Raw genomic sequence first — 18102 nt, forward strand, 5'->3', positions numbered from 1 at the left:
TTCCCCCCTTATGGCGACATGCAGCGTTCATCGACTACTCGGCCGATGGGCCCGATAGATCAAGGGCTGCCGGTGTGCAAGGTTAGTCGCCCTGTTTGACTGTCTTTGCGGCTGCCGTGTATCCATCCATGCAGCTGTCTCCGTTGGCTGTGCGGCGTGGCATGGCCAACATCAATTTGCCGAGGAGCTGATTTGCCATAGCCCGATCGCGTTTTGCAAACGAACCTGCAATACCTCCGAGTGCGGATGCAACTGCCGCTTCCGTCTGGACCGACATGTGTTGGTCGCCAACGCTGAGGGTGACGGCTCGATTCAGCACGCTCACCAGCGTCGCACAACGATTGGCGTGCTGAGCGCCGACGGCGAGCATTACCGGGTAGCACATCAACTTCCATGCCGCGCCCTCGATCGGCACTAGGAAGCGGCTGCGGAAGTACCAACTCGCCAAGACTGCCGCAACGCTGTCGAGATCACTGCCATCTTTATGCAGCATCGACATCAGCAAGTGCGCCATGTGTCCAACAAGATCCCCTGCGGTTTTCCCGGGGTGCCAGATCGCCCTAGACAGCGTGGTGAACGGCTGGTGCGCTTGAAACGCATCAAAACGCCGCGAAGCCCCTCCCCGAAAGTCCTCCGGCACAGCGCCAGCCAGCGAGGCGATCAAATAGCGGTCTTCAACGTTGATGGCAACGTTCCACTCGTGCAGCTTGACGAGTGCGGCGGCAACTTCCTGCGGTTGGATTGAGCGTTCGTCACACAACGCGTTCAGAAGATCAAGCGTTGAAAAGAAGCGAGCGGCTTTACTCTCCTCGTGGATCATTGCCCTTGTGATGGCGTCGTCACAGTAGCTCAGCCACGTATGTCCGTTGGCTAAGTCGGCATACTCGCGCAGCAAGGATTTCGCTGAGATGCCCCCCCGTGTCCGCGATCGCTGTGTACTTGGCTGTTCAATCCTGTCTATCCAATGGTTGATTCGTCCAAGGATGGATTGCGCCTTCTCCATGGTCGCGCCGTTCGTCAGCAAACCTTGGGCGTGCTGACTGATGAAGCCCACAGTGAGGCTGGGAATAGCAACGCGTCTGAAAGCCGAGAACACGAGGTCGAACAGATCTAGCGAATCCAGAACGAGGAGCGACGTCAGATCAAGTAATGGCGTATCTCTAGATGCATCCTGGCTTGTTGGTAAATCGTCTGAGCTTGCAATGTTGAGATGGAACTGGTGATCGTCGGGCTTTGACCGCATGGCGACATGCCAGAGCAGGAAGGCATCGCCGATGTAGTGCAGGACGAATCCCGGACGGACGATGAAGGGCACGGGAAGCTCGCCGCTGCGCGCCTGCTGCTCGCGCTTCTCGAATTCGCGCATCCTGGCTCGCGAGTCGCCGACCAACGGGTCGAGCAGGTCATGCAAATCCTCCGTGCCGTCTAGGCCCTCCGCAGGAAGCGATACCCGTCGGAAGAGGCGAGACTCTGGCCAGGTCGCGCAAAACGCATCAATGCGTCGTTGATAAGCCTGCAAGAACGCGTCTTCTATGGCCGGCGCGTTTACCGTGATGGCCATGACAAGGTTGATGTAAATGCCCTCCTCCTGCTCGTTGGCAGGATCAACCAGTTCGCCTACGGCCTTGGCGGCCGCAATCGCTTCATTCGAGCGTTCTTGTTGAAGATAGATCAACGCGCTGAGCCGCAAGAGTTCAAGCCGTTCCGTGCGATCAGAAACCAGAGCCAACAGTCGGTCGATAGAAGCGCGAACGGCATCGATTCGGCCCAGCCTGAGTGCCAACCCCATGTAGTTGTGCACGACCGATATCCGGTTGGTGCCAACCTGTAGGGCGCGGTCGAGCATGGCCCATGCTGCTCCGGTGTGTCCGAGCATTTCTTGCGCCACGGCACCCATGGACAGCAGCCGTTCATCGTCCTTGAAACGCAGCAAAGCTTGGACCGCTTCATTTGCTGCTTCCGCCCAGTTCCTTAGCGTGGTGTGCGCTGCCACCAACCGTGTGGCTTCGTGAATGTTGAACAGCGCTTTGTTGCGGAGCTGGCGAGCCAGCTCGATAGCCTCAGCCGCCGCTGAGGGCTCGTTCACATCCAGATTTGAGAAGAGGTTTGCCAGCAACAGCCAAGACTGCGGATGTGTCTTTAATCCGGCACGCAAGGCGCTCAAGGGCTCTTCGCCACCGGGATTTACGTGGCTAAGCCGGGCAAATTCGCTGAAGGACAAGTATTCGGCCCATTCAGGCCGTGAAAGCAAGACTCGCTGAAGTTCCTCGGCTTCTACATGCCGGCCAATCCTGTGCGCAGCTGCGAATCCCGTCGCCACAGCCATCGGTGATCGCTCCGTGGGCGCTTCGCCGGATCGAGCGGTTGCGAGAGCTGCATCGAGACAGTCGGCATATCGCCGCATCTCGAACAACAACGATGTCCGACGGGTGAGCACATCAATGGTTGTGTCCTGCCGAAGGTTTGCCGTCAGAGCCGCTTCCGGCTCATGTGCGCCGATTGCAAGAAGCTCCAGATCGTGCTGTAGGCCTTTGTACTGCGGGCGATGCGCGGCGGCGTCGATCAACAATTCGAGGGCTCGCGCTTGCTGACCGAGCACGCCAGCCACGCCGCAGACGGTCGGCGTGATGAGTTCGATGTTGGGGGGCCAGTTTTGCTCTTTGAGGCCTTCCAGCGCCTTGAGTGCCATCTCCCATGCTTCGCTGGCCGGTGCGAGCTGCGTGCCGATAGCGCCCGACAGCGGCAACTCCTCAGAGCCTTCGCGCGTTTGAGCGGTCATCGTTGCGGCGGACCACGCAGCCCTCGCGGCGATCAACTGAACGCTCGTCAGGTCATTCGCGGGAATTCTTGCGTCCCTCTCTGCGGCCTTCGCCACAGCGATTGCGTCTTGCCACTGCCCCCTTGACGACAGCAGCAGGAGCCGGGGTAGCAGGCGCTTCTCCTGACTGATACGCGCCAGGCATGCTTCCGCCGTATCGAACTCTTGCAGGGCGATGTGCACGCGTAGACGCAACGCCCATCCATCATCCGTTTCTGCTGATGCAAGCGTGGTGCTCACGTCGCGAATGCCATCGGAGTCCTGAGCATCGACAGCCTGCAAAAGGCGAATCTCCGCGAGAGGGAGAAGATTCTCTAGCGATGCATGAACTGTGTAGGCTTCCTCGAACAGCGGGAGCGAACCTGCCCGGTCGCCATGCTGGACGAGGGCCTTTGCTCGCAGGACCAGGAAGGCACTCTTCTGGGCAGGGGAGGCGCCGAACCCGTTCGGCAACAGCTTTCTCAGCGCACTCTCAGCTTGCGCTGTATTGCCAGCACGCAGCAAAGCTCGTATCTCGTGAGCTGCCGCCGGCAACTCCTCATCTTGCTCGGGGTTGTCCGCCGTAATCCATGCAAACAGGGCGGCGGGCCGCCGCCGCGCTGCTTCCGCGAGTTGCGCGATGACGGGCTGCCCGGTGCCTACGGATGCAGCCTGACTAAGGATGTCTTCCAGTGAGACAGCCGATTGGGCAATCGCAAGCTGACGCTCTAGATGCGCTCGGATGTCCAGGCGCGCGTGTAAACGTTGCTCAATCGGGACATGCACATTTGTTGTCCCTGCATTCGACTCATCTAGAGCTGTAGGTGAGCCACGTACCCTCGATAGCTCTTCCGATATCCACTGCCAGTGGATATGGCTTTCGTCGATTACAAGTTTTCCTGTTTCGTCGAGTGAAACCACCGCTACCGCCAACATGACTGCAACGGTGGCCTGCGCGTACAGATTCAACGTACGGCGCTTGAGGGTGAAGCTAATCTTCTGTTCGGCTTCAATCAGGTCAGGGGACTCCGTCCCCTTAAGCTGAATAAGGAAGACATGGCGAATGCCACCCGCGACTTCCAAATGAACAAAGATGTCGAAGCCAAAATCGCCGTCGCCGGAAATTTCTACAACATGCCAGCTCGAGGGGCGCTGCAATTCAAACAGCAGCTTCGACGCTTCGCTGATGAGCCGATTCTTGTCGACGATAGGAAAATTTTCAGCCACGGCTCACCTCGTTGGGCGGGGGCTCGGCATGCGAAGTGGCATCGACTGACCCCACCCTCGTGCCGCCCCGATCACATTCTGCGCTAACTGATCGCCCGGCTTAAGCCGTGAAACTGCCCAACGCTATGGAACGCTTATGTTCATCACGGCGTAGGACCGCTATCGCTGCAAAGCAGTCACCCGCCTCATTCGAAACGGTCGGGCCCTGGAGTACCGGACAACCGTCGCACCGCAACCGCCGCCTCGCCGGTACTCATGGCGACAATGCTGCCCATCGAATCCACTGAAACTACGCCGCCAGGATGGGCGCTTTCAACATCATCGAAGCTCCGTGCATTTGCCCCGCCTGCCAGGCCGAGGCCGTGATCAGCGCGCAGGCCCATGTGGCTGCGAGTTTTTTGGGTGACGAGTCGGGCCGATTCAGCGGCAGAACCTATCGCCTCTCAGAGCGCATGGCCTGGTGGCCTGAGATGGACGCCAAGCATGGCGCGTGGCCAGAAGGCGGCGATCCATCTCAGAGGCCGCTGATCAGGGAGGCGTGCTATGCCAAGTGCACGCGGTGCCATGCCGCGCTCTGCGCCGTCGTCGAGTTTCAAGATCTGGCGGCCGTTCGTCTGGTTCAGGTGTCGTTAGAGGCCGATTGGCCGGCCGGCTATCTCCGATAGAAGATGGACACATGACCCTTGAACCTTCGCCTCTCGTCAGTCGGCATCGAGTCTCACTGTCGGTGCCGGTTGATCGCTACCCGTGCCAGCAAGGAAGGGTGATATGAGATTGCGCATGGACTTCGAGCGCGCTTTTGGCGCCCTGGCCTTCGCTCGCCCCTTGTTCTACCAGTACCCCGGCGGAATCAGATTCGAGCTGTCCGAAGGCGGATCGACGGTTGACCAATTCCTCACCGCGATGCGCAAAGCCCAAATGATCTGCGACTCGGTGTTTGCAGGCGCCGAAACCTTGACCATCGTCTTGTGTGCGAGGGCCTGGGGAAGCCCTTTCAGTCAGCGCGTGGCGCTGCGCGACCTGCGGCGTGCGGGCATCCGTATCCCGAGTGATCGCAGCATGTGGACCGAGGCCTTGAACGGGCCGGTCATGATCGGTGATGAGCCCGATGTCTGGATTCGTATTGCCTTTCAGGCCCCCATCCACCGATTGCCCAACCTGCTGTGGTGCGCCTTGTCCTGCGATCTGAACATCGAGCCTTCGCCGGGGATCACCGTCTACCTCGCCGATCTGCCGTCCCAGATCTTGGTGTTGCCCTACGATGATCGAGGCATGGACGTGGTAGGCCCGAATCATGAGCGACTTGCTTCGCTGTACCGCGAGTTTCAACCCCTCACCCTGGAATACGACCGAGAGCAAATGCAGGCCACCTTCCATGCCGTCTGACTCCCCGCTGGTACACCGCCACAAACCAGGGCTGCCCCAGCGCTTCGAGCCAGGGCTGAAATGAGAGTGCGCCGCCGCTACGCCTGTGGCTTGATGGCCTTGCTCGCGGTCTTGGCCGCCGGCTTTGCGTGGCCCGAGCATCCCGTCATCCCGGTGCAGGGGGCCTCGCGCACCGACTGGAACGCGAAGTCGTTCTGGTTCGAGCCTTGGGGGCAGTCGGGCGTGCACAAGGGCATCGACATCTTCGCCAGGCAGGGGCAACCGGTGGTGTCGGCTGTGCCCGGCGTGGTGGTCTACCAAGGGCAGTTTGGCATTGGGGGCCGCGTCGTCGCCGTGTTGGGCCCCAAGTGGCGCATCCACTATTACGCCCATCTCGATGAGGCGGCCCCAGCCTCGTGGCTTGTCTCGGCCGGGCAGCCCGTTGGCGCGGTGGGCACCAGTGGCAACGCGGCGGGCAAGCCGCCCCACTTGCACTATGCGGTGGTGTCGCTGGTTCCAGTGCCTTGGCGCATCAGCACCGACACCCAGGGCTGGAAGAAGATGTTCTTCCTCGACCCTGGCCAGTTGCTGGCGGGCCGCCCATGACACTTCGAATTCCCGGCCTCACCACCGTCAGGGGCGGCAACGGCGCCGCTCGATTTTCCACATCACCGCACCCCATGAAACGACTGCCTGCCCTCTGGCTTTGCACCCTGCTCGTCCACGCTGGCCTGGCGCAGGCTGAGCCCAGCCGCATCGGCGCGCTGGCCGGCCAGTGGGCCGCGGATGTGTCGCGGTTGCCCATCCCTGAGCCGATGCGGCCGAAGCGCGTGACGATCACGTTTGCCGATGCCGAAGGCGGCAGGCTCGCGACGCGGGTGGAGGTGGTGGACGCTTCCGGCCACGTGCTTTTCGCGGAGAGTGTGGCCGAGCTCAACGGCACGGCGGTGCCGGTGAAGGGCGATCTCGAGGCCGACATGGCGGCCGCGTCCATGCCGGCGCCGAATGTGCTGGTGATGCAGTTGGTGAGGGGTGGCGTTCCGGGGTCCACCCGCGTGTACACGCTGTCGCCCGATCACCAATCGTTGGTGGAGACAGCCGCCAATGTGGGCGACGATGGCCGCCCCTTCATGCGCACCCACCAGTTCAGCCGCGTTCGGTAGCGCCCACCCCCAGCGCGCCAACGCGCCAACGCGCCATCGCCGCGCTCCACCGCCGCTCGATCCACCCTGGGCTGCCTGCTGCAGCCCCCCACGCGCCCTCACCCCCGGCCATCCTCGACCTTGAGGATGCGGCCGCCGACCTGTTCGTCGTGCAATTCGGCGAGCGCTTCCGGCCTTGCCGGCAGCCAGCGGCGGTAGACAACAAGGGGGATCGGCCATGACATCGCGTTCGAAGCCGTCAGGCGACGGGGCATGCGCAGGCACACGCGTCGGCGTAGGCGGGCGTGCAGGCGGGCGTGCAGGGGGGGCTGCAGGTCGGACAGCGAGTGGCGCAGGGCCCGATGGGCGGCGCACCAGGCGCGTCACGGCAGCCGTAAGCTGGCCTCTCATCGCCGTGCTGGCGGGGTGCTCGGCGCTGTCGCCGCAGATCTTCTCAGACCGGCTGCTGGTCGAGCGCGCGGCCGACGGCACCTACAAGGCCACGGCAGGCAGCCCGCCGCGGGCGCTGGCCGAGGTGGTCACCGAGGTGCAAAAGGTGCAGGGCCGCTACATCGCCGCGGTGGCCGAGCAATCCAACGCCACGCCGCAGCTCGGCGCCGGTCTGGTGGGCTTGTCGGCGTTGGCGCTGCTGGCCACCATCAATGGCTCCAGCGCAAAGGATGTGGCGGGCATCGGCGTGGCGGGCGCGGCAGGCTACACCTATGGCAACAGCCTGATCTCTCGGCCCCGGCTGGATGTGTACCGCGCCGGTGCCGCGGCACTGGCTTGCGCGCTGACGGCCGCAGAGCCCTTCAGAGAGGGGCAGGCCACCCTCGGCCAGCCGGGTGATGGGCTGGAGAAGGAAACGCTCTATGGCCTGCGGCAACGCGTGAAGCTGCGCGAGGCCACGCTCACCGCCAAGGTCGATGCGGCCGAGGGGCTGACCCGCACCGTGAACAAGGTGGTGGCCGAGGCCAAACCCCAGGTCTGCCGCCAGACCTCACCCCGGCCCACCTGCGCCGCGGCACCCGCCGGCGCCACCGCCAGCGAAGCCCAGGCGCTCGCCGCCAGTTGCCTGGCGCGCCAGAAGGCGTGGGACAAGGGCTGCACGCCTGCGCAGCTGGGCGAGGTCGACGTCGAGCAAGCAGACCCGGCGGCGCTGGCCGCCATCTCGGAAGCAAAGTCCGAGTTGAAGGCGGTGAAGGCCACAACGGCCCTGGCCCAACGCACCATCAGCGCGCTGGCGGGCGCCGGCCCGCTGCTGTGGGATCGATCGGTCGCCATCCAGCTGAAGGTGAGTGAAGAGGTGGACAAGACCGTGCCCAGCCTGGCGGCGATCTTCGAAGCCGCGCGTGCGCAGGGGGGCATCGCGGCGCGCCTGACGGCACCCGAGAAGGCGGCCTCAGAAGCGGCCCAGCCGATGGGCAAGCTGGAGGGTGCCCGGGTGGATCTCACGGCGATGAAGACACGCGAAAAGAACCGCACCCTCACCGCTGGCGAGACCGATCAATTGGCCGAGATACGCGCCGCCACCGTCGCGCTGCGCACCGCGCGGGTCAGCCTCGACACCCTGGCTGCCGATGCCCTGGGCCCCCACCCTGAGCAGGCGCAGAAGGCGCTCGCGCAATGTGCCGTCGAGGTGAAATCGACCACCTTGCGCGTCTTCCCGCCCGGCGACAGCGCCACCATGGCTGCAGGCGAAACGCGCGTCTTCTACGTGGCCAGCGGTGGCCAGGTGCCGGTGGCCGAGGCCGAGGCCAATGGCGAGCGCACCGCCCTGCCCGTTCGGCTCGAAGGCGGCCAGTTCCGCTTCGACTACACGGTGCCGGCCACGGCGCAAGCCGGTGACACGGTGGTGCTGCACTTCCGCGATGGCACGGCCTTCGAGCACACCGTGACGGTCACCGTAGGCGAGGCACCGGCTGCCGCAGCCTCGACCGCGCCCGCCTCCGCCGGTGGCAGTCGACCCTCGCTGGCAAAAGACATGGACCCCGACACCCTCGCCCGCCTGGGCCTGGCCGCGGGTGCCACCGATGCGCAGATCTACGCGGCGATCGACCGCTGCCAGGCCAGCGGCAAGGCGCCCAAGACGGGCCTTTGGGATGCGGCCACCCAGCAGGCCTTCAAGAGTGGCGCCTGCAAGGCGGCGTGATGGCTGGCACCGCCCACCTGGCCGCTGAACGCCGAGTGCGACAGGCACTCAATGCGGTGCTGCGCGCAGAGGGCATGGGCCCATCGCTGGCACCTCAGCTTGGCCTGCACGACGATGCCGCGCAGGCCCTGTGCTGGGTTCAGCACGAGGTTTCTGCCTCAGGCGCAGGCGGGCCGGTGTTCACCCTCGGCTTTGACGACAGCTGCCCCAGCCATCACCTGCCCACGCACTTGGCAACGCTCGGCGGCGAGCGAGGCCGCATCAGCATTCGTGCGGTTCGAAGCACACGCTTCGGCGTGGCCCAGGCCTGGATGCGGGCGCAGAACTTGTCGCACCCTTCACTGCGCGGCACGCTGGGCGCGGTGCTGCGCCACCCGGCCGATGCCTCGCGCCTGCTCGCGCTGACGGCAGGCCATGTGATGGCCGCAGACACCCAGACCCAGCGTGATGACCAGGCCGGATTCTTCTTCGAGACCGGGGCCGGCGGCACCATCACCGGCCGGCTGATCGACTGGCAGCCCAATTTCGCCCGGCTGCCGACGGTGACCGCCATCGATGGCGCATTGGCCGAGGTCAGCGCCGAGGCGCTGACCGATCTGGCCGCCCACGCTGACGAGTGGCCCATCGGCACGGCCTCGCCCCTGGCCGGCGAGCGGCTGCGCCTGCGCACGCGGGGGTTCGAAATCACCGGCGATCTGCCAGCGCTGGTGAGCGTGCGCCTCGCGCTGGGCGAAGACACCACGCGAAGCTACCTCCTTGAAGATGCGCTGTGCTGGCGCACCGACGCCCCCACCGACGAAGGCGACAGCGGTGCACCCGTGTGGAACGAGAGCGATGAGCTCATCGGCATCCACGCCGGGGCTGCGCCGCAAGGCAGCGCCCGCAATGCGGTGGCGGTGCCGATCGGCCGGCTGCTGAACTGGGCCGGCGCTTCGTTGGTGCGGCGAGGCGAGCCCCTTCGACGCGCGCCGGCGGCCCGCAACGCCCCCATGCCGGAAGCGGTGGCCCCGGCCGTCGCACCCGGCAGCGCACCGAGCGACGTGGTGACACTCGCCCGCACGATGTGGGGCGAAGCCCGCGGAGAGATCGGCGCCATCGACGGCATGTGCGCTGTGGCCCATGTGGTGCTCAATCGGGTGAAGCGGCAAACCTATTGGGGCCGCACGGTCGCCGGTGTCTGCCAGAAGCCCTGGCAGTTCAGTTGCTGGAACCGCAACGACCGCAACCTGCCGCAGCTGATGGCGGTGGATGCCACCAACGCCCGCTTCGCGCAGGCGCTGGAGCAGGCAGACCAGCTCATCACGCTGGAGCGCACGGACGCCGCGCGCCGCCAGCGCGACGACCCCACCGGCGGCGCCACCCACTACCACGACGCCCGGCTCAGCCCGCCGCCACGGTGGGCGCGCGGCCATGCGCCCAGCGCCCGTATCGGGCATCACCTTTTCTTCAACGACATCGCCTGAGGGCCGCATGGACACGCGCATCATCGACGTCGTCATCGGGGTCGCACTCGTCTTTGCGATCACCAGCCTGCTGGCCACGGCCTTGCAGGAGCTGTGGGCGTCGATGCGCTCGCTGCGTGGCGAATACCTCAAGAAGGCGGTGGCTTCATTCGTGGGCGACGACGCGAAGTTCGCCGAAGGCCTGCTGGCACACCCCATCGTGGTGTCGATGGCCAGCGGCACGAAACAAGACAGCCGAAAGCCTTCTTACCTGACCTCTGACGTGGTGGTGTCGTCGTTGGTGGGCCACCTGACGGGCACCTTGCTGGGCGGCATCCGGCCGCAGACGCCTGCCGAGTGGGTGAGCGAGGTGAAGGCGGCGGTTGGCAAGGCCCAGGGCGCTTCGAGCGAGCGGCTGCCGAACGTCGACTTCACCGCGGGCCTTGTCAGCGTGCTGGCCGGCGTGGAGCACGATTGGCCTGCCTTCGAGACGCGACTGGCGGCGTGGTACGACGCGGTGTGCGAGCGCTCCACCGGTTGGTTCAAGCGGCACACCCAGGTCACGCTGTTCGTGTTCGGCTTGCTGATCGCCGGCTTCGCCAACATCAACCCCATCGTGATCTCGGCGCGGTTGTGGCAAGACGAAGCCCTGCGAAATGCCACGGTGGAAGCGGCCAAGCGGGCCAGCGCAGCGTATGGCGACGAAGTGAGTCGCCAGAGCGCCGCGGCGTCCACGCCGGAATCGGCCGCTTCCCACGCGACCGCCCCGATCGCCCTGCCCGCCTTGATCAACGGCAGCACCAGCGGGGCACCACCGAGCCTGCCGGCAGCGCGAGAGGCCACCCGTGCCGTTCCGCAGGCCTTGCAGGCGCGCCTGGCCGAACTCAGCCAGGCCCTTCAACAGCAGCTGGCCCCGCCGGCCGATCCGGGTGCGGGTGACGGGCTCTCGCGGGCGCTGATGGCGGCGATTGCGCTGCGCGAGTCGCTCAAGGTGACGCCACTTCGCGCGTCGGAAGTGCAGACGCATGTGCAATCGATCGAAGCGGCCTTGGCTTCCAACGCCGGGGCCGGCCCGACGCTGCGCCTCGCTGCCGACGTGCGAAAAGAGGTCGCGAGCTTCCTGGTGCCGCCGCCGCTGGCCACCGTGCCGCCGCCGTTGGCCACTGCCGCCACCGCGGCGAGCACCCCCAAGGGCCGCACCACACCCACGGAGTGCGCGCCGCTGTCGCCCGCCGAGCGCGAGTTCTGCACGCGCTTGAACGACCTGAACGCGCTGCAGAGCATCGGCCTGCCAATCGGCTGGGTCAACGGCGCGTGGCCCACCTACTTCAAGAACGGTGCTGCCGCCTGGTGGGGCAACCTGCTGCTGGCCCTGGCCGGCTGGTGCCTCACCGCCATCGCCTGCACGCTCGGCGGGCCGTTCTGGTTCGACCTGTTGAGCAAGCTGGTCAAGATGCGGGGCGCGGGCAGCAAGCCCGCACCAGAAAGCGTGGCATCTGCGACCGGTGGTGCGGCAGGTGAGCCGACCAAGAGCCTGCTGAGCCGGTCGCCGATCAGCCCCACCGTCGCATCGACGCCGGCCGATCCAATGAGCGACGCCCTCAACGACGCCGAGCGCGCGCTGTCGGTGGCCGAGATCGAACGGCTGCAGCGTGCCCTGCCGATGCCGCCAGCCGCGGTGAGTGGCAGCTTCGATGCGGCCACCCGCCAGGCCATTCGGCAATGGCAGTCAGCCGGCGGCATGGAAGCCACCGCCGAGTTGACGGCGGTGCAGATCCAGCAACTTCTCGGCCTGGCGCCAGGAGGCCTCGACGATGACTACCTCGGCTAGCGGCGCAGCACCGATGCCGCCCACCACCCCACTCTCGCCGCCGCGCACCGCGCGCATCACCCACCGGCTGAACCTGCGCAGCGGCCCCAGCGTCAGCGCCACGCGCCTGGGCCGGCTGGAGCCGGGCCAAACACTGCAGGTGGATCGCGTGCTGGAGGCCGAGCCCTTCTTGGGCCGCAATGCCTGGCTTGGCCTCGCCAATCGCGAGGCCTACATCTGGGCAGGCGGTGTCGAGCTGGATGAGCCGGCGCCGGCCGCCCCGCCTGCGGCCCCGGCAGGTGCAGGTGCAGGCGCAGGTGCAGGTGCAGGTGCGGGTGGCGTGCCGCCAGACGTCTCTCGCCGCGCCAACGGCACCATCCTGCCTTTGAGCCAGCTCGGGCTGGGCACGGTGTTCGGCACCTTCGACACGCAACCCGGCGCTCAACGAGGCTCGGTGGTCATCACCACGCCCAACTGGGTGGCGCAAAACATCCAGCAGTTCACCCACCCCGTGCTCACGGCACTGAGGCATCCCTCGGTGGCGCTGCACCGCCTGGCCATTCCACACTTCAAGGCGGTGTTCGACGAGATCGCGCAGGATGCGAGCCTCGTCGAGTTGCTGCTCACCTGCGATGGCACCTTCGTGCCGCGCCGCAAGAACTGGAACCCGGCGCACCCCGACCTCAGCTCGCACACCTGGGGCGTGGCGATCGACTTGAACGCCCGCTGGAACGGCGCCGGCCACCAGCCCGCGCTGCCAGGCCAGGCTGGCCACTTGGGGCCGCTGGTGCCGGTGTTCAATCGCCAGGGCTTCGCCTGGGGTGGGCACTTCACCAGCAACCCCGACGGCATGCACTTCGAGCTGGCGCGGCGCAACCCCTGAACGGTGGAGGGGCGCGTGGCCCGGGGCTATACCTCCAGCCACTCCTTGCGGATGTAGGCATCGGCCTTCAGGGCCGAAGGCGTGCCTTCGAACACGATCTGGCCATGCCCCATCACCAGGCAGCGCTGCGACACCTCCAGCGCGATGGTGAGCTTCTGCTCCACCAGCAGCACCGAGATGCCGCGCCGCTGCAGCTCGCGCAGGTACTCGGCCACCAGTTCGACGATCTTCGGCGCCAGGCCTTCGGTGGGCTCGTCGATCATGATGAGATCAGGGTCGCCCATCAGCGTGCGGCACAGCGTGAGCATCTGCTGCTCGCCGCCGCTCAACACACCGGCCTCGGTGTGCTGGCGCTCTTTGAGCCGCGGGAACATCGCGTACATGTCGTCAAAGCCCCAGCGCGCGTTCTTGCGGCCGCCCTTCTGGCCCAGCATCAGGTTCTGGTGCACGGTGAGCTTGGGGAAGATGTCGCGGTTCTCGGGCACGTAGCCGATGCCCAGGTGGGCGATCTCGAACGCCTCGCGTCCGATGAGCTCTTGGTCGCGCCAGCGCACCGAGCCGGTGGCATCCACCAGGCCCATGATGGCCTTCACGGTGGTCGAGCGGCCCGATCCGTTGCGGCCCAGCAGGCTGACGATCTCGCCCTCGCCGACACTCAAACTCACGCCGTGCAGCACATGGCTCTTGCCGTAGTAGGCGTGCAGGTCTTGCAGCTGAAGCAGCCCGGCCATCAGTGCGCCTCCGCCGCCTGGGCATCGGCCAGCACCGAGCCCAGATACGCCTCTTGAACGCGCGGGTTGGCCCGCACCGCCTCGGGGGTGTCGAACGCCAGCAACTCACCGTAGACGAGCACCGCGATGCGGTCGGCCAGGCCGAAGACCACGCCCATGTCGTGCTCCACCGTCAGCAGCGTCTTGCCCTCGGTCACCTCGCGGATGAGCTGCACGAAGCGGCTGGTTTCGCTCTTGCTCATGCCGGCGGTGGGCTCGTCCAGCAGGATCACGCTGCTGCCGCCGGCGATGGTGATGCCCACCTCCAGCGCTCGCTGCTCGGCATAGGTGAGGTTCATCGCGAGGTGGTCGCGCTTGCGATGCAGGTGGATCTGTTCGAGCACCTGCTCGGTGCGATCGTTCACGTCCCGCAGGTTCGACAGGAACTTCCAGAATTCATAGCGGTGGCCCATCGCCCACAGCAGCGCGCAACGGATGTTCTCGAACACGCTCAGGCGGCCGAAGAGGTTGCTCACCTGGAAGCTGCGGCTCAGGCCCGCCCGGTTGATCTCATAGGGCTTCAGGCCGCCGATCGGCCGCCCATGCAGCAGGATGTCGCCGCTGGTGGGGCCGAAGCGGCCGCTGATGAGGTTGAACAGCGTCGACTTGCCGGCGCCGTTCGGGCCGATGATGGCCACCCGCTCGCCGGCCTTCACCGCCAGGCTGACCCCGCGGATGATCTCGGTGCGGCCGAACGACTTGGTCACCGCCCGCAGCTCTACCGCCGCGGCGCTGGTGGCGTTCGTGGCGTGGGGCGTCATGCCTGGGCCTCCCGTCGCTTGATCTCTCTCTCGATCTCGGCCTGGGTGTCGTCCCACTCACGCAGAAACCGGCGGCGCGCCAGCTCGAACAGGCCGAGCGCGGTGCCAGCCACCAGCGCGAGGCCCACCCAGGTGTCAGCGCTGTGCACGTCCACGGTCGTCCCCAGGAAGCGCACACCACTCTCGCCCGAAGAATCGAGCTGCAGGTGGTAGACGATCTCTACCACGCACGCCACCGCGAGGAACACCACCGCACCGGCACCGCCCAGGCCCAGATACGCCGTCCACAGGCGGCCCAGCTTGCCGAAGGCCGCCACCCGCAGGTTCATCATGATCAGGCTGGCCACGCCGCCCGGCGCGTACATCACCATGAACAGGAAGACAAAGCCCAGGTAGAGCTGCCACGCCAGCGTCATCTCCGACAACAAGACCGATGACAGCACCAGCAGCACCGCGCCGATGATGGGGCCGAAGAAGAAGGTGGCGCCGCCGAGGAAGGTGAACAGCAGGTAGCCACCCGAGCGCACCGCACTCACGGTTTCAGCGGTGACGATCTCGAAGTTGATCGCGTTGAAGGCACCGCCGATGCCGGCGAAGAAGCCGGCGATCATGAAGGCGAGGTAGCGCACGCGCTGGGTGTCATACCCGATGAAGGCCACGCGTTCGGGGTTGTCGCGCACCGCATTGAGCATGCGGCCCAGTGGCGTGCGGGTGAAGGCGTACATCGCCGCGGTGCAAACGAAGCAATAGAAGGCGATCAGGTAGTACACCTGCAGCGCCGGGCCGAAGCTCCAGCCGAAAAGCCGTGTGTCGTAGACCCGGTTGGTGCTGACGCCGCCTTCGCCGCCGAAGAATTCAGGGAACATCAGCGACATGGCGAACACCAGCTCACCCACGCCCAGCGTGATCATCGCGAACGGTGTGCCGGCCTTTTTGGTCGAGGGGTAGCCCAGCAGGGCCGCCACCGCCAGCCCCGCCAGCCCACCCACCAGCGGGATGAACGGCAGCGGGATGGGCAGCGCCCCTTGCGAGGCCAGGTTCATCGCATGGATGGCGAAGAAGGCGCCCAGACCGGTGTACACCGCATGCCCGAAGCTGAGCATGCCCCCCTGGCCCAGCAACAGGTTGTAGCTGAGGCAGACGATCACCAGATAGCCCATCTGGGACAGCATCGTCAGCGACGTGCCGCTGGTGAAGATCTTCGGCGCCACCAGCAAGATCAGCGCGAAGCCGCCCCACACGACCCAGCGGCCCACGTTGAGTGGCTTCCAGTGGTAGCGGCGGCCTGCAGGTGACATCACGGCGCTCATCAAATGGCCACCCGGGTGAAATGGGTTCGTCGTTCCACGTGCATCGACGGTCAGTCCTCTCGCGTTCCCAGCAGGCCCCGTGGCCTGAAGACGAGCATCAGCACCAGCAGCAGGAACGGCAGGATGGGTGCCACCTGAGAGATCTTCAGCTGAAGCAGCGACTGGCCATAGGCCTGCGGGCTGATCTTCACACCCAGCGCGGCCAGCAGGCTCATCGCCGAGTGGTCGAGCGCCACCGCGAAATTGACCATCACCCCGATCAGCAGCGAAGCGAGGAAGGCGCCCGCCAGCGAGCCCATGCCGCCGACCACCACCACCACGAAGACGATGGCGCCCACGGCCGCCGCCATGCCCGGCTCGGTCACATAGGTGTTGCCGCCGATCACGCCGGCCAGCCCTGCGAGTGCGGCACCGCCACCGAAGACCATCATGAAGACACGCGGCACGTTGTGGCCCAGCGCCTCCACCATGTCCGGGTGGGTCAGCGCCGCCTGGATGACCAGGCCGACGCGGGTGCGCGTGAGCACCAGCCACAGGCCCAGCAGCATCAGCAGGGCCACCAGCATGATGAAGCCGCGCGAGCGTGGGAACTGGGTCTGGAACAGGGTGAACAGAGGGCCATCCAGCCCTGGCGGAAGGGCGTAGGGCACGGCGGCGCGACCCCACACCAGCTGCACCAGTTCAAGCACCACGTACGACAGGCCGAAGGTGATCAGCAACTCGGGCACGTGGCCGAACTTGTGAACGCGCCGCAGCGCAAAGCGTTCGAACAGGGCGCCCATCGCCCCCACCGCCAAGGGCGCCAGGATCAGGGCCGGCCAGAAGCCGACATAGCCCGAGATCGTGTAGCCCAGGTAGGCACCCAGCATGTAGAAGCTGGCGTGGGCGAAGTTCAGCACGCCCATCATGCTGAAGATCAGCGTCAGGCCCGAGCTGAGCATGAACAGCAGCAGCCCATAGCTGATGCCGTTGAGCAGCGAAATGACAAACGCCTCGAGGGTCATGGGGCTTGAACTGCGCCGCTGCGGGCCGCGGCGGCTGCTACAAGGGTGATGAAGATGGGTGGCGGCGGCGCACCCAGGGTGGCCCCGCATGGGCAGCGCACGGCCACCCGGAAGCGGCCGTGCACCCGCGCAGCGGGCGGTGGCGGCCATGCGCCACCGGGCGGCCCATTCAGGGCCTCTTCATCTGGCAGGACGTGGGCGTGGCCGAGACATAGGCGGGGTACATCTTCGTCAACGCGAAGGTGTTGCCCGTCTCCTCGACGTTGTAGTTCTGCTTCGCATCCACCTTCTGCCAGGTGGCGAAGAACAGCGATTGCTGCAATTGGTGGTCAGACGCGCGCATCGTCACATCACCGGCGTAAGAGCGGACCGTGAGCCCCTCCATCGCCTGGGCCACCTTGACCGGGTCGGTCGATTTGGCCTTCGCGATGCCGCCCTGCAGCGTTGCGAACAGGTGCAGCACGGTGGAGGTGGAGAAGTCCTGCTTGTACTTGGCCTGGAAGGCATCGCGGAACTGGCTGTATTCACCGGGCAGGTTCGAGTACGAGCCGTACATGGTGGTGATCTTGCCCGTCAGCGCATTGCCGATGGCGGTGGGCGTGCCCTGAGCGCCAGCGTAGTAGGTGTACCACTTGGCTTCGAGCCCCGAGTCCTTCGCGGCCTTGATCAGCAGCGCCAGATCCTGGCCCCAGTTGCCGGTGATCACGGTATCGGCGCCGCTTTGCTTGATCTTGGCGATGTAGGGCGCGAAATCCTTCACCTGGCCCAGCGGGTGAAGTTCGTCGCCCACCACCTGGATGGCCGGCGTCTTGCGCGCGATGATCTCTTTGGCATAACGCGACACCTGCTGGCCATGCGCGTAGTTCTGCCCGATGATGTAGACCTTCTTCACCGTCGGGTCTTCGGACATCGCCGTGACCATCGCCTCCATCTTCATGGAGGTGTCTGCATCGAAGCGGAAGTGCCAGAAGCTGCACTTGCTGTTGGTCAGGTCCGGGTCGACGGCGGCATAGTTCAGGAACACCACCTCCTTGCCCGGGTTGCGCTCGTTGTGCTTGTTCACCGCATCGAGGATGGCCGCCGCCGCGCCCGAGCCGTTGCCCTGCGCCACGTAGCGAAAGCCCTGGTCGATCGCAGCCTTCAACACGTTCAGGCTTTCCTGCGGCGAGGCCTTGTTGTCGAAGGCCACCACCTCGAACTTCACGCCGGATTTCGCGCTGGTGCGTTCAGCCGCCAGCTGGAAGGTGCGCAGGATGTTCTGACCGATGTTGGCAAACGGGCCGGACTGGGGGTCGATGAAGGCGATCTTCACCGTCTCGCCCGCCTGTGCACACGCCAAGCCGGCTTGCCACAGCAAGGCCGCTCCCACCGCCAGAGACCAAGAACGCCGATTCACCATCGTTGCCTCCGAGTTGATGTCCTGCATGCCGCACGGTAGC

15 protein-coding genes are annotated in these 18102 nt (G+C 65.7%); 8 read left to right on the forward strand and 7 right to left on the reverse strand.

All coding sequences use genetic code 11. The annotated features are described in order from the left end of the window. Window positions 1–82: 82 nt before the first annotated feature. The gene (locus AACH06_RS23545; RefSeq protein WP_341428231.1) at window positions 83–4024 is read right to left on the reverse strand and encodes a DUF4365 domain-containing protein; all 3942 of its coding nucleotides are present in this window, start codon (window positions 4022–4024) and stop codon (window positions 83–85) included. Window positions 4025–4326: 302 nt separating this feature from the next. Here AACH06_RS23545 and AACH06_RS23550 point away from each other — a divergent pair, with 302 nt between their 5' ends. The 4 genes from AACH06_RS23550 to AACH06_RS23565 all read left to right on the forward strand — a co-directional run bounded on the left by AACH06_RS23550 (window position 4327) and on the right by AACH06_RS23565 (window position 6552). Further along, entirely contained in the window at window positions 4327–4689 is a 363-nt protein-coding gene (locus tag AACH06_RS23550; RefSeq protein WP_341428232.1) for a hypothetical protein, read from the forward strand. 103 nt (window positions 4690–4792) lie between these two features. Next, window positions 4793–5410, forward strand: a complete 618-nt coding sequence (locus AACH06_RS23555) for a DUF3885 domain-containing protein (RefSeq protein WP_341428233.1) — start codon at window positions 4793–4795, stop codon at window positions 5408–5410. Between the two features lie 60 nt (window positions 5411–5470). Next, window positions 5471–5995: a M23 family metallopeptidase gene (locus AACH06_RS23560; protein ID WP_341428234.1), complete on the forward strand. Its 525-nt coding sequence runs from the start codon at window positions 5471–5473 to the stop codon at window positions 5993–5995. 74 nt (window positions 5996–6069) lie between these two features. After that, entirely contained in the window at window positions 6070–6552 is a 483-nt protein-coding gene (locus AACH06_RS23565) for a hypothetical protein (RefSeq protein ID WP_341428235.1), read from the forward strand. Window positions 6553–6650: 98 nt separating this feature from the next. On the opposite strand, the gene AACH06_RS23570 is transcribed toward AACH06_RS23565, so the two are convergent. Beyond that, a complete protein-coding gene (locus AACH06_RS23570; protein ID WP_341428236.1) occupies window positions 6651–6806 on the reverse strand; it encodes a hypothetical protein in 156 nt (51 codons plus the stop codon). A gap of 140 nt (window positions 6807–6946) precedes the next feature. On the opposite strand from AACH06_RS23570, the gene AACH06_RS23575 reads away from it, so the two are divergent. Genes AACH06_RS23575 through AACH06_RS23590 form a run of 4 tightly spaced genes read left to right on the forward strand, consistent with a single transcriptional unit; the run spans window position 6947 to window position 12818 of the window. Then, window positions 6947–8683 carry a hypothetical protein gene (locus AACH06_RS23575; protein ID WP_341428237.1) on the forward strand — a complete coding sequence of 579 codons (1737 nt, stop codon included), beginning with the start codon at window positions 6947–6949 and terminating at the stop codon, window positions 8681–8683. After that, complete coding sequence (locus tag AACH06_RS23580; protein ID WP_341428238.1) at window positions 8683–10146, forward strand: cell wall hydrolase; 1464 nt, start codon at window positions 8683–8685, stop codon at window positions 10144–10146. The genes AACH06_RS23575 and AACH06_RS23580 overlap by 1 nt, the downstream gene beginning before the upstream one ends. Before the next feature lie 7 nt (window positions 10147–10153). Beyond that, complete coding sequence (locus AACH06_RS23585) at window positions 10154–11956, forward strand: peptidoglycan-binding domain-containing protein (RefSeq protein ID WP_341428239.1); 1803 nt, start codon at window positions 10154–10156, stop codon at window positions 11954–11956. Continuing rightward, window positions 11940–12818: a M15 family metallopeptidase gene (locus tag AACH06_RS23590; RefSeq protein WP_341428240.1), complete on the forward strand. Its 879-nt coding sequence runs from the start codon at window positions 11940–11942 to the stop codon at window positions 12816–12818. Before AACH06_RS23585 ends, AACH06_RS23590 begins: the two co-directional genes overlap by 17 nt. 26 nt (window positions 12819–12844) lie before the next feature. On the opposite strand, the gene AACH06_RS23595 is transcribed toward AACH06_RS23590, so the two are convergent. The 5 genes from AACH06_RS23595 to AACH06_RS23615 form a co-directional block, all read right to left on the reverse strand. Beyond that, window positions 12845–13549, reverse strand: a complete 705-nt coding sequence (locus AACH06_RS23595; protein ID WP_423222077.1) for an ABC transporter ATP-binding protein — start codon at window positions 13547–13549, stop codon at window positions 12845–12847. Further along, entirely contained in the window at window positions 13549–14349 is an 801-nt protein-coding gene (locus tag AACH06_RS23600) for an ABC transporter ATP-binding protein (protein ID WP_341428241.1), read from the reverse strand. The genes AACH06_RS23595 and AACH06_RS23600 overlap by 1 nt, the downstream gene beginning before the upstream one ends. After that, complete coding sequence (locus AACH06_RS23605) at window positions 14346–15647, reverse strand: branched-chain amino acid ABC transporter permease (protein ID WP_341428242.1); 1302 nt, start codon at window positions 15645–15647, stop codon at window positions 14346–14348. Before AACH06_RS23605 ends, AACH06_RS23600 begins: the two co-directional genes overlap by 4 nt. 62 nt (window positions 15648–15709) lie before the next feature. Beyond that, a complete protein-coding gene (locus tag AACH06_RS23610; protein WP_341428243.1) occupies window positions 15710–16663 on the reverse strand; it encodes a branched-chain amino acid ABC transporter permease in 954 nt (317 codons plus the stop codon). Between the two features lie 169 nt (window positions 16664–16832). Next, a complete protein-coding gene (locus AACH06_RS23615; RefSeq protein WP_341428244.1) occupies window positions 16833–18062 on the reverse strand; it encodes a branched-chain amino acid ABC transporter substrate-binding protein in 1230 nt (409 codons plus the stop codon). Between the last annotated feature and the right edge of the window lie 40 nt (window positions 18063–18102).

Origin of the sequence: Ideonella lacteola (assembly GCF_038066555.1) — a bacterium.
Lineage (GTDB): Bacteria > Pseudomonadota > Gammaproteobacteria > Burkholderiales > Burkholderiaceae_C > Ideonella > Ideonella lacteola.

What these genes read in the sequence shown, in the direction of transcription:
- AACH06_RS23605 (WP_341428242.1), bottom strand. Translation starts at nt 15,647, where the DNA reads ATGTCACCTGCAGGCCGCCGCTACCACTGGAAGCCACTCAACGTGGGC.
- AACH06_RS23560 (WP_341428234.1), top strand. Translation starts at nt 5,471, where the DNA reads ATGAGAGTGCGCCGCCGCTACGCCTGTGGCTTGATGGCCTTGCTCGCG.
- AACH06_RS23600 (WP_341428241.1), bottom strand. Translation starts at nt 14,349, where the DNA reads ATGACGCCCCACGCCACGAACGCCACCAGCGCCGCGGCGGTAGAGCTG.
- AACH06_RS23550 (WP_341428232.1), top strand. Translation starts at nt 4,327, where the DNA reads ATGGGCGCTTTCAACATCATCGAAGCTCCGTGCATTTGCCCCGCCTGC.
- AACH06_RS23555 (WP_341428233.1), top strand. Translation starts at nt 4,793, where the DNA reads ATGAGATTGCGCATGGACTTCGAGCGCGCTTTTGGCGCCCTGGCCTTC.
- AACH06_RS23610 (WP_341428243.1), bottom strand. Translation starts at nt 16,663, where the DNA reads ATGACCCTCGAGGCGTTTGTCATTTCGCTGCTCAACGGCATCAGCTAT.
- AACH06_RS23585 (WP_341428239.1), top strand. Translation starts at nt 10,154, where the DNA reads ATGGACACGCGCATCATCGACGTCGTCATCGGGGTCGCACTCGTCTTT.
- AACH06_RS23580 (WP_341428238.1), top strand. Translation starts at nt 8,683, where the DNA reads ATGGCTGGCACCGCCCACCTGGCCGCTGAACGCCGAGTGCGACAGGCA.
- AACH06_RS23595 (WP_423222077.1), bottom strand. Translation starts at nt 13,549, where the DNA reads ATGGCCGGGCTGCTTCAGCTGCAAGACCTGCACGCCTACTACGGCAAG.
- AACH06_RS23570 (WP_341428236.1), bottom strand. Translation starts at nt 6,806, where the DNA reads ATGCCCCGTCGCCTGACGGCTTCGAACGCGATGTCATGGCCGATCCCC.
- AACH06_RS23565 (WP_341428235.1), top strand. Translation starts at nt 6,070, where the DNA reads ATGAAACGACTGCCTGCCCTCTGGCTTTGCACCCTGCTCGTCCACGCT.
- AACH06_RS23615 (WP_341428244.1), bottom strand. Translation starts at nt 18,062, where the DNA reads ATGGTGAATCGGCGTTCTTGGTCTCTGGCGGTGGGAGCGGCCTTGCTG.
- AACH06_RS23590 (WP_341428240.1), top strand. Translation starts at nt 11,940, where the DNA reads ATGACTACCTCGGCTAGCGGCGCAGCACCGATGCCGCCCACCACCCCA.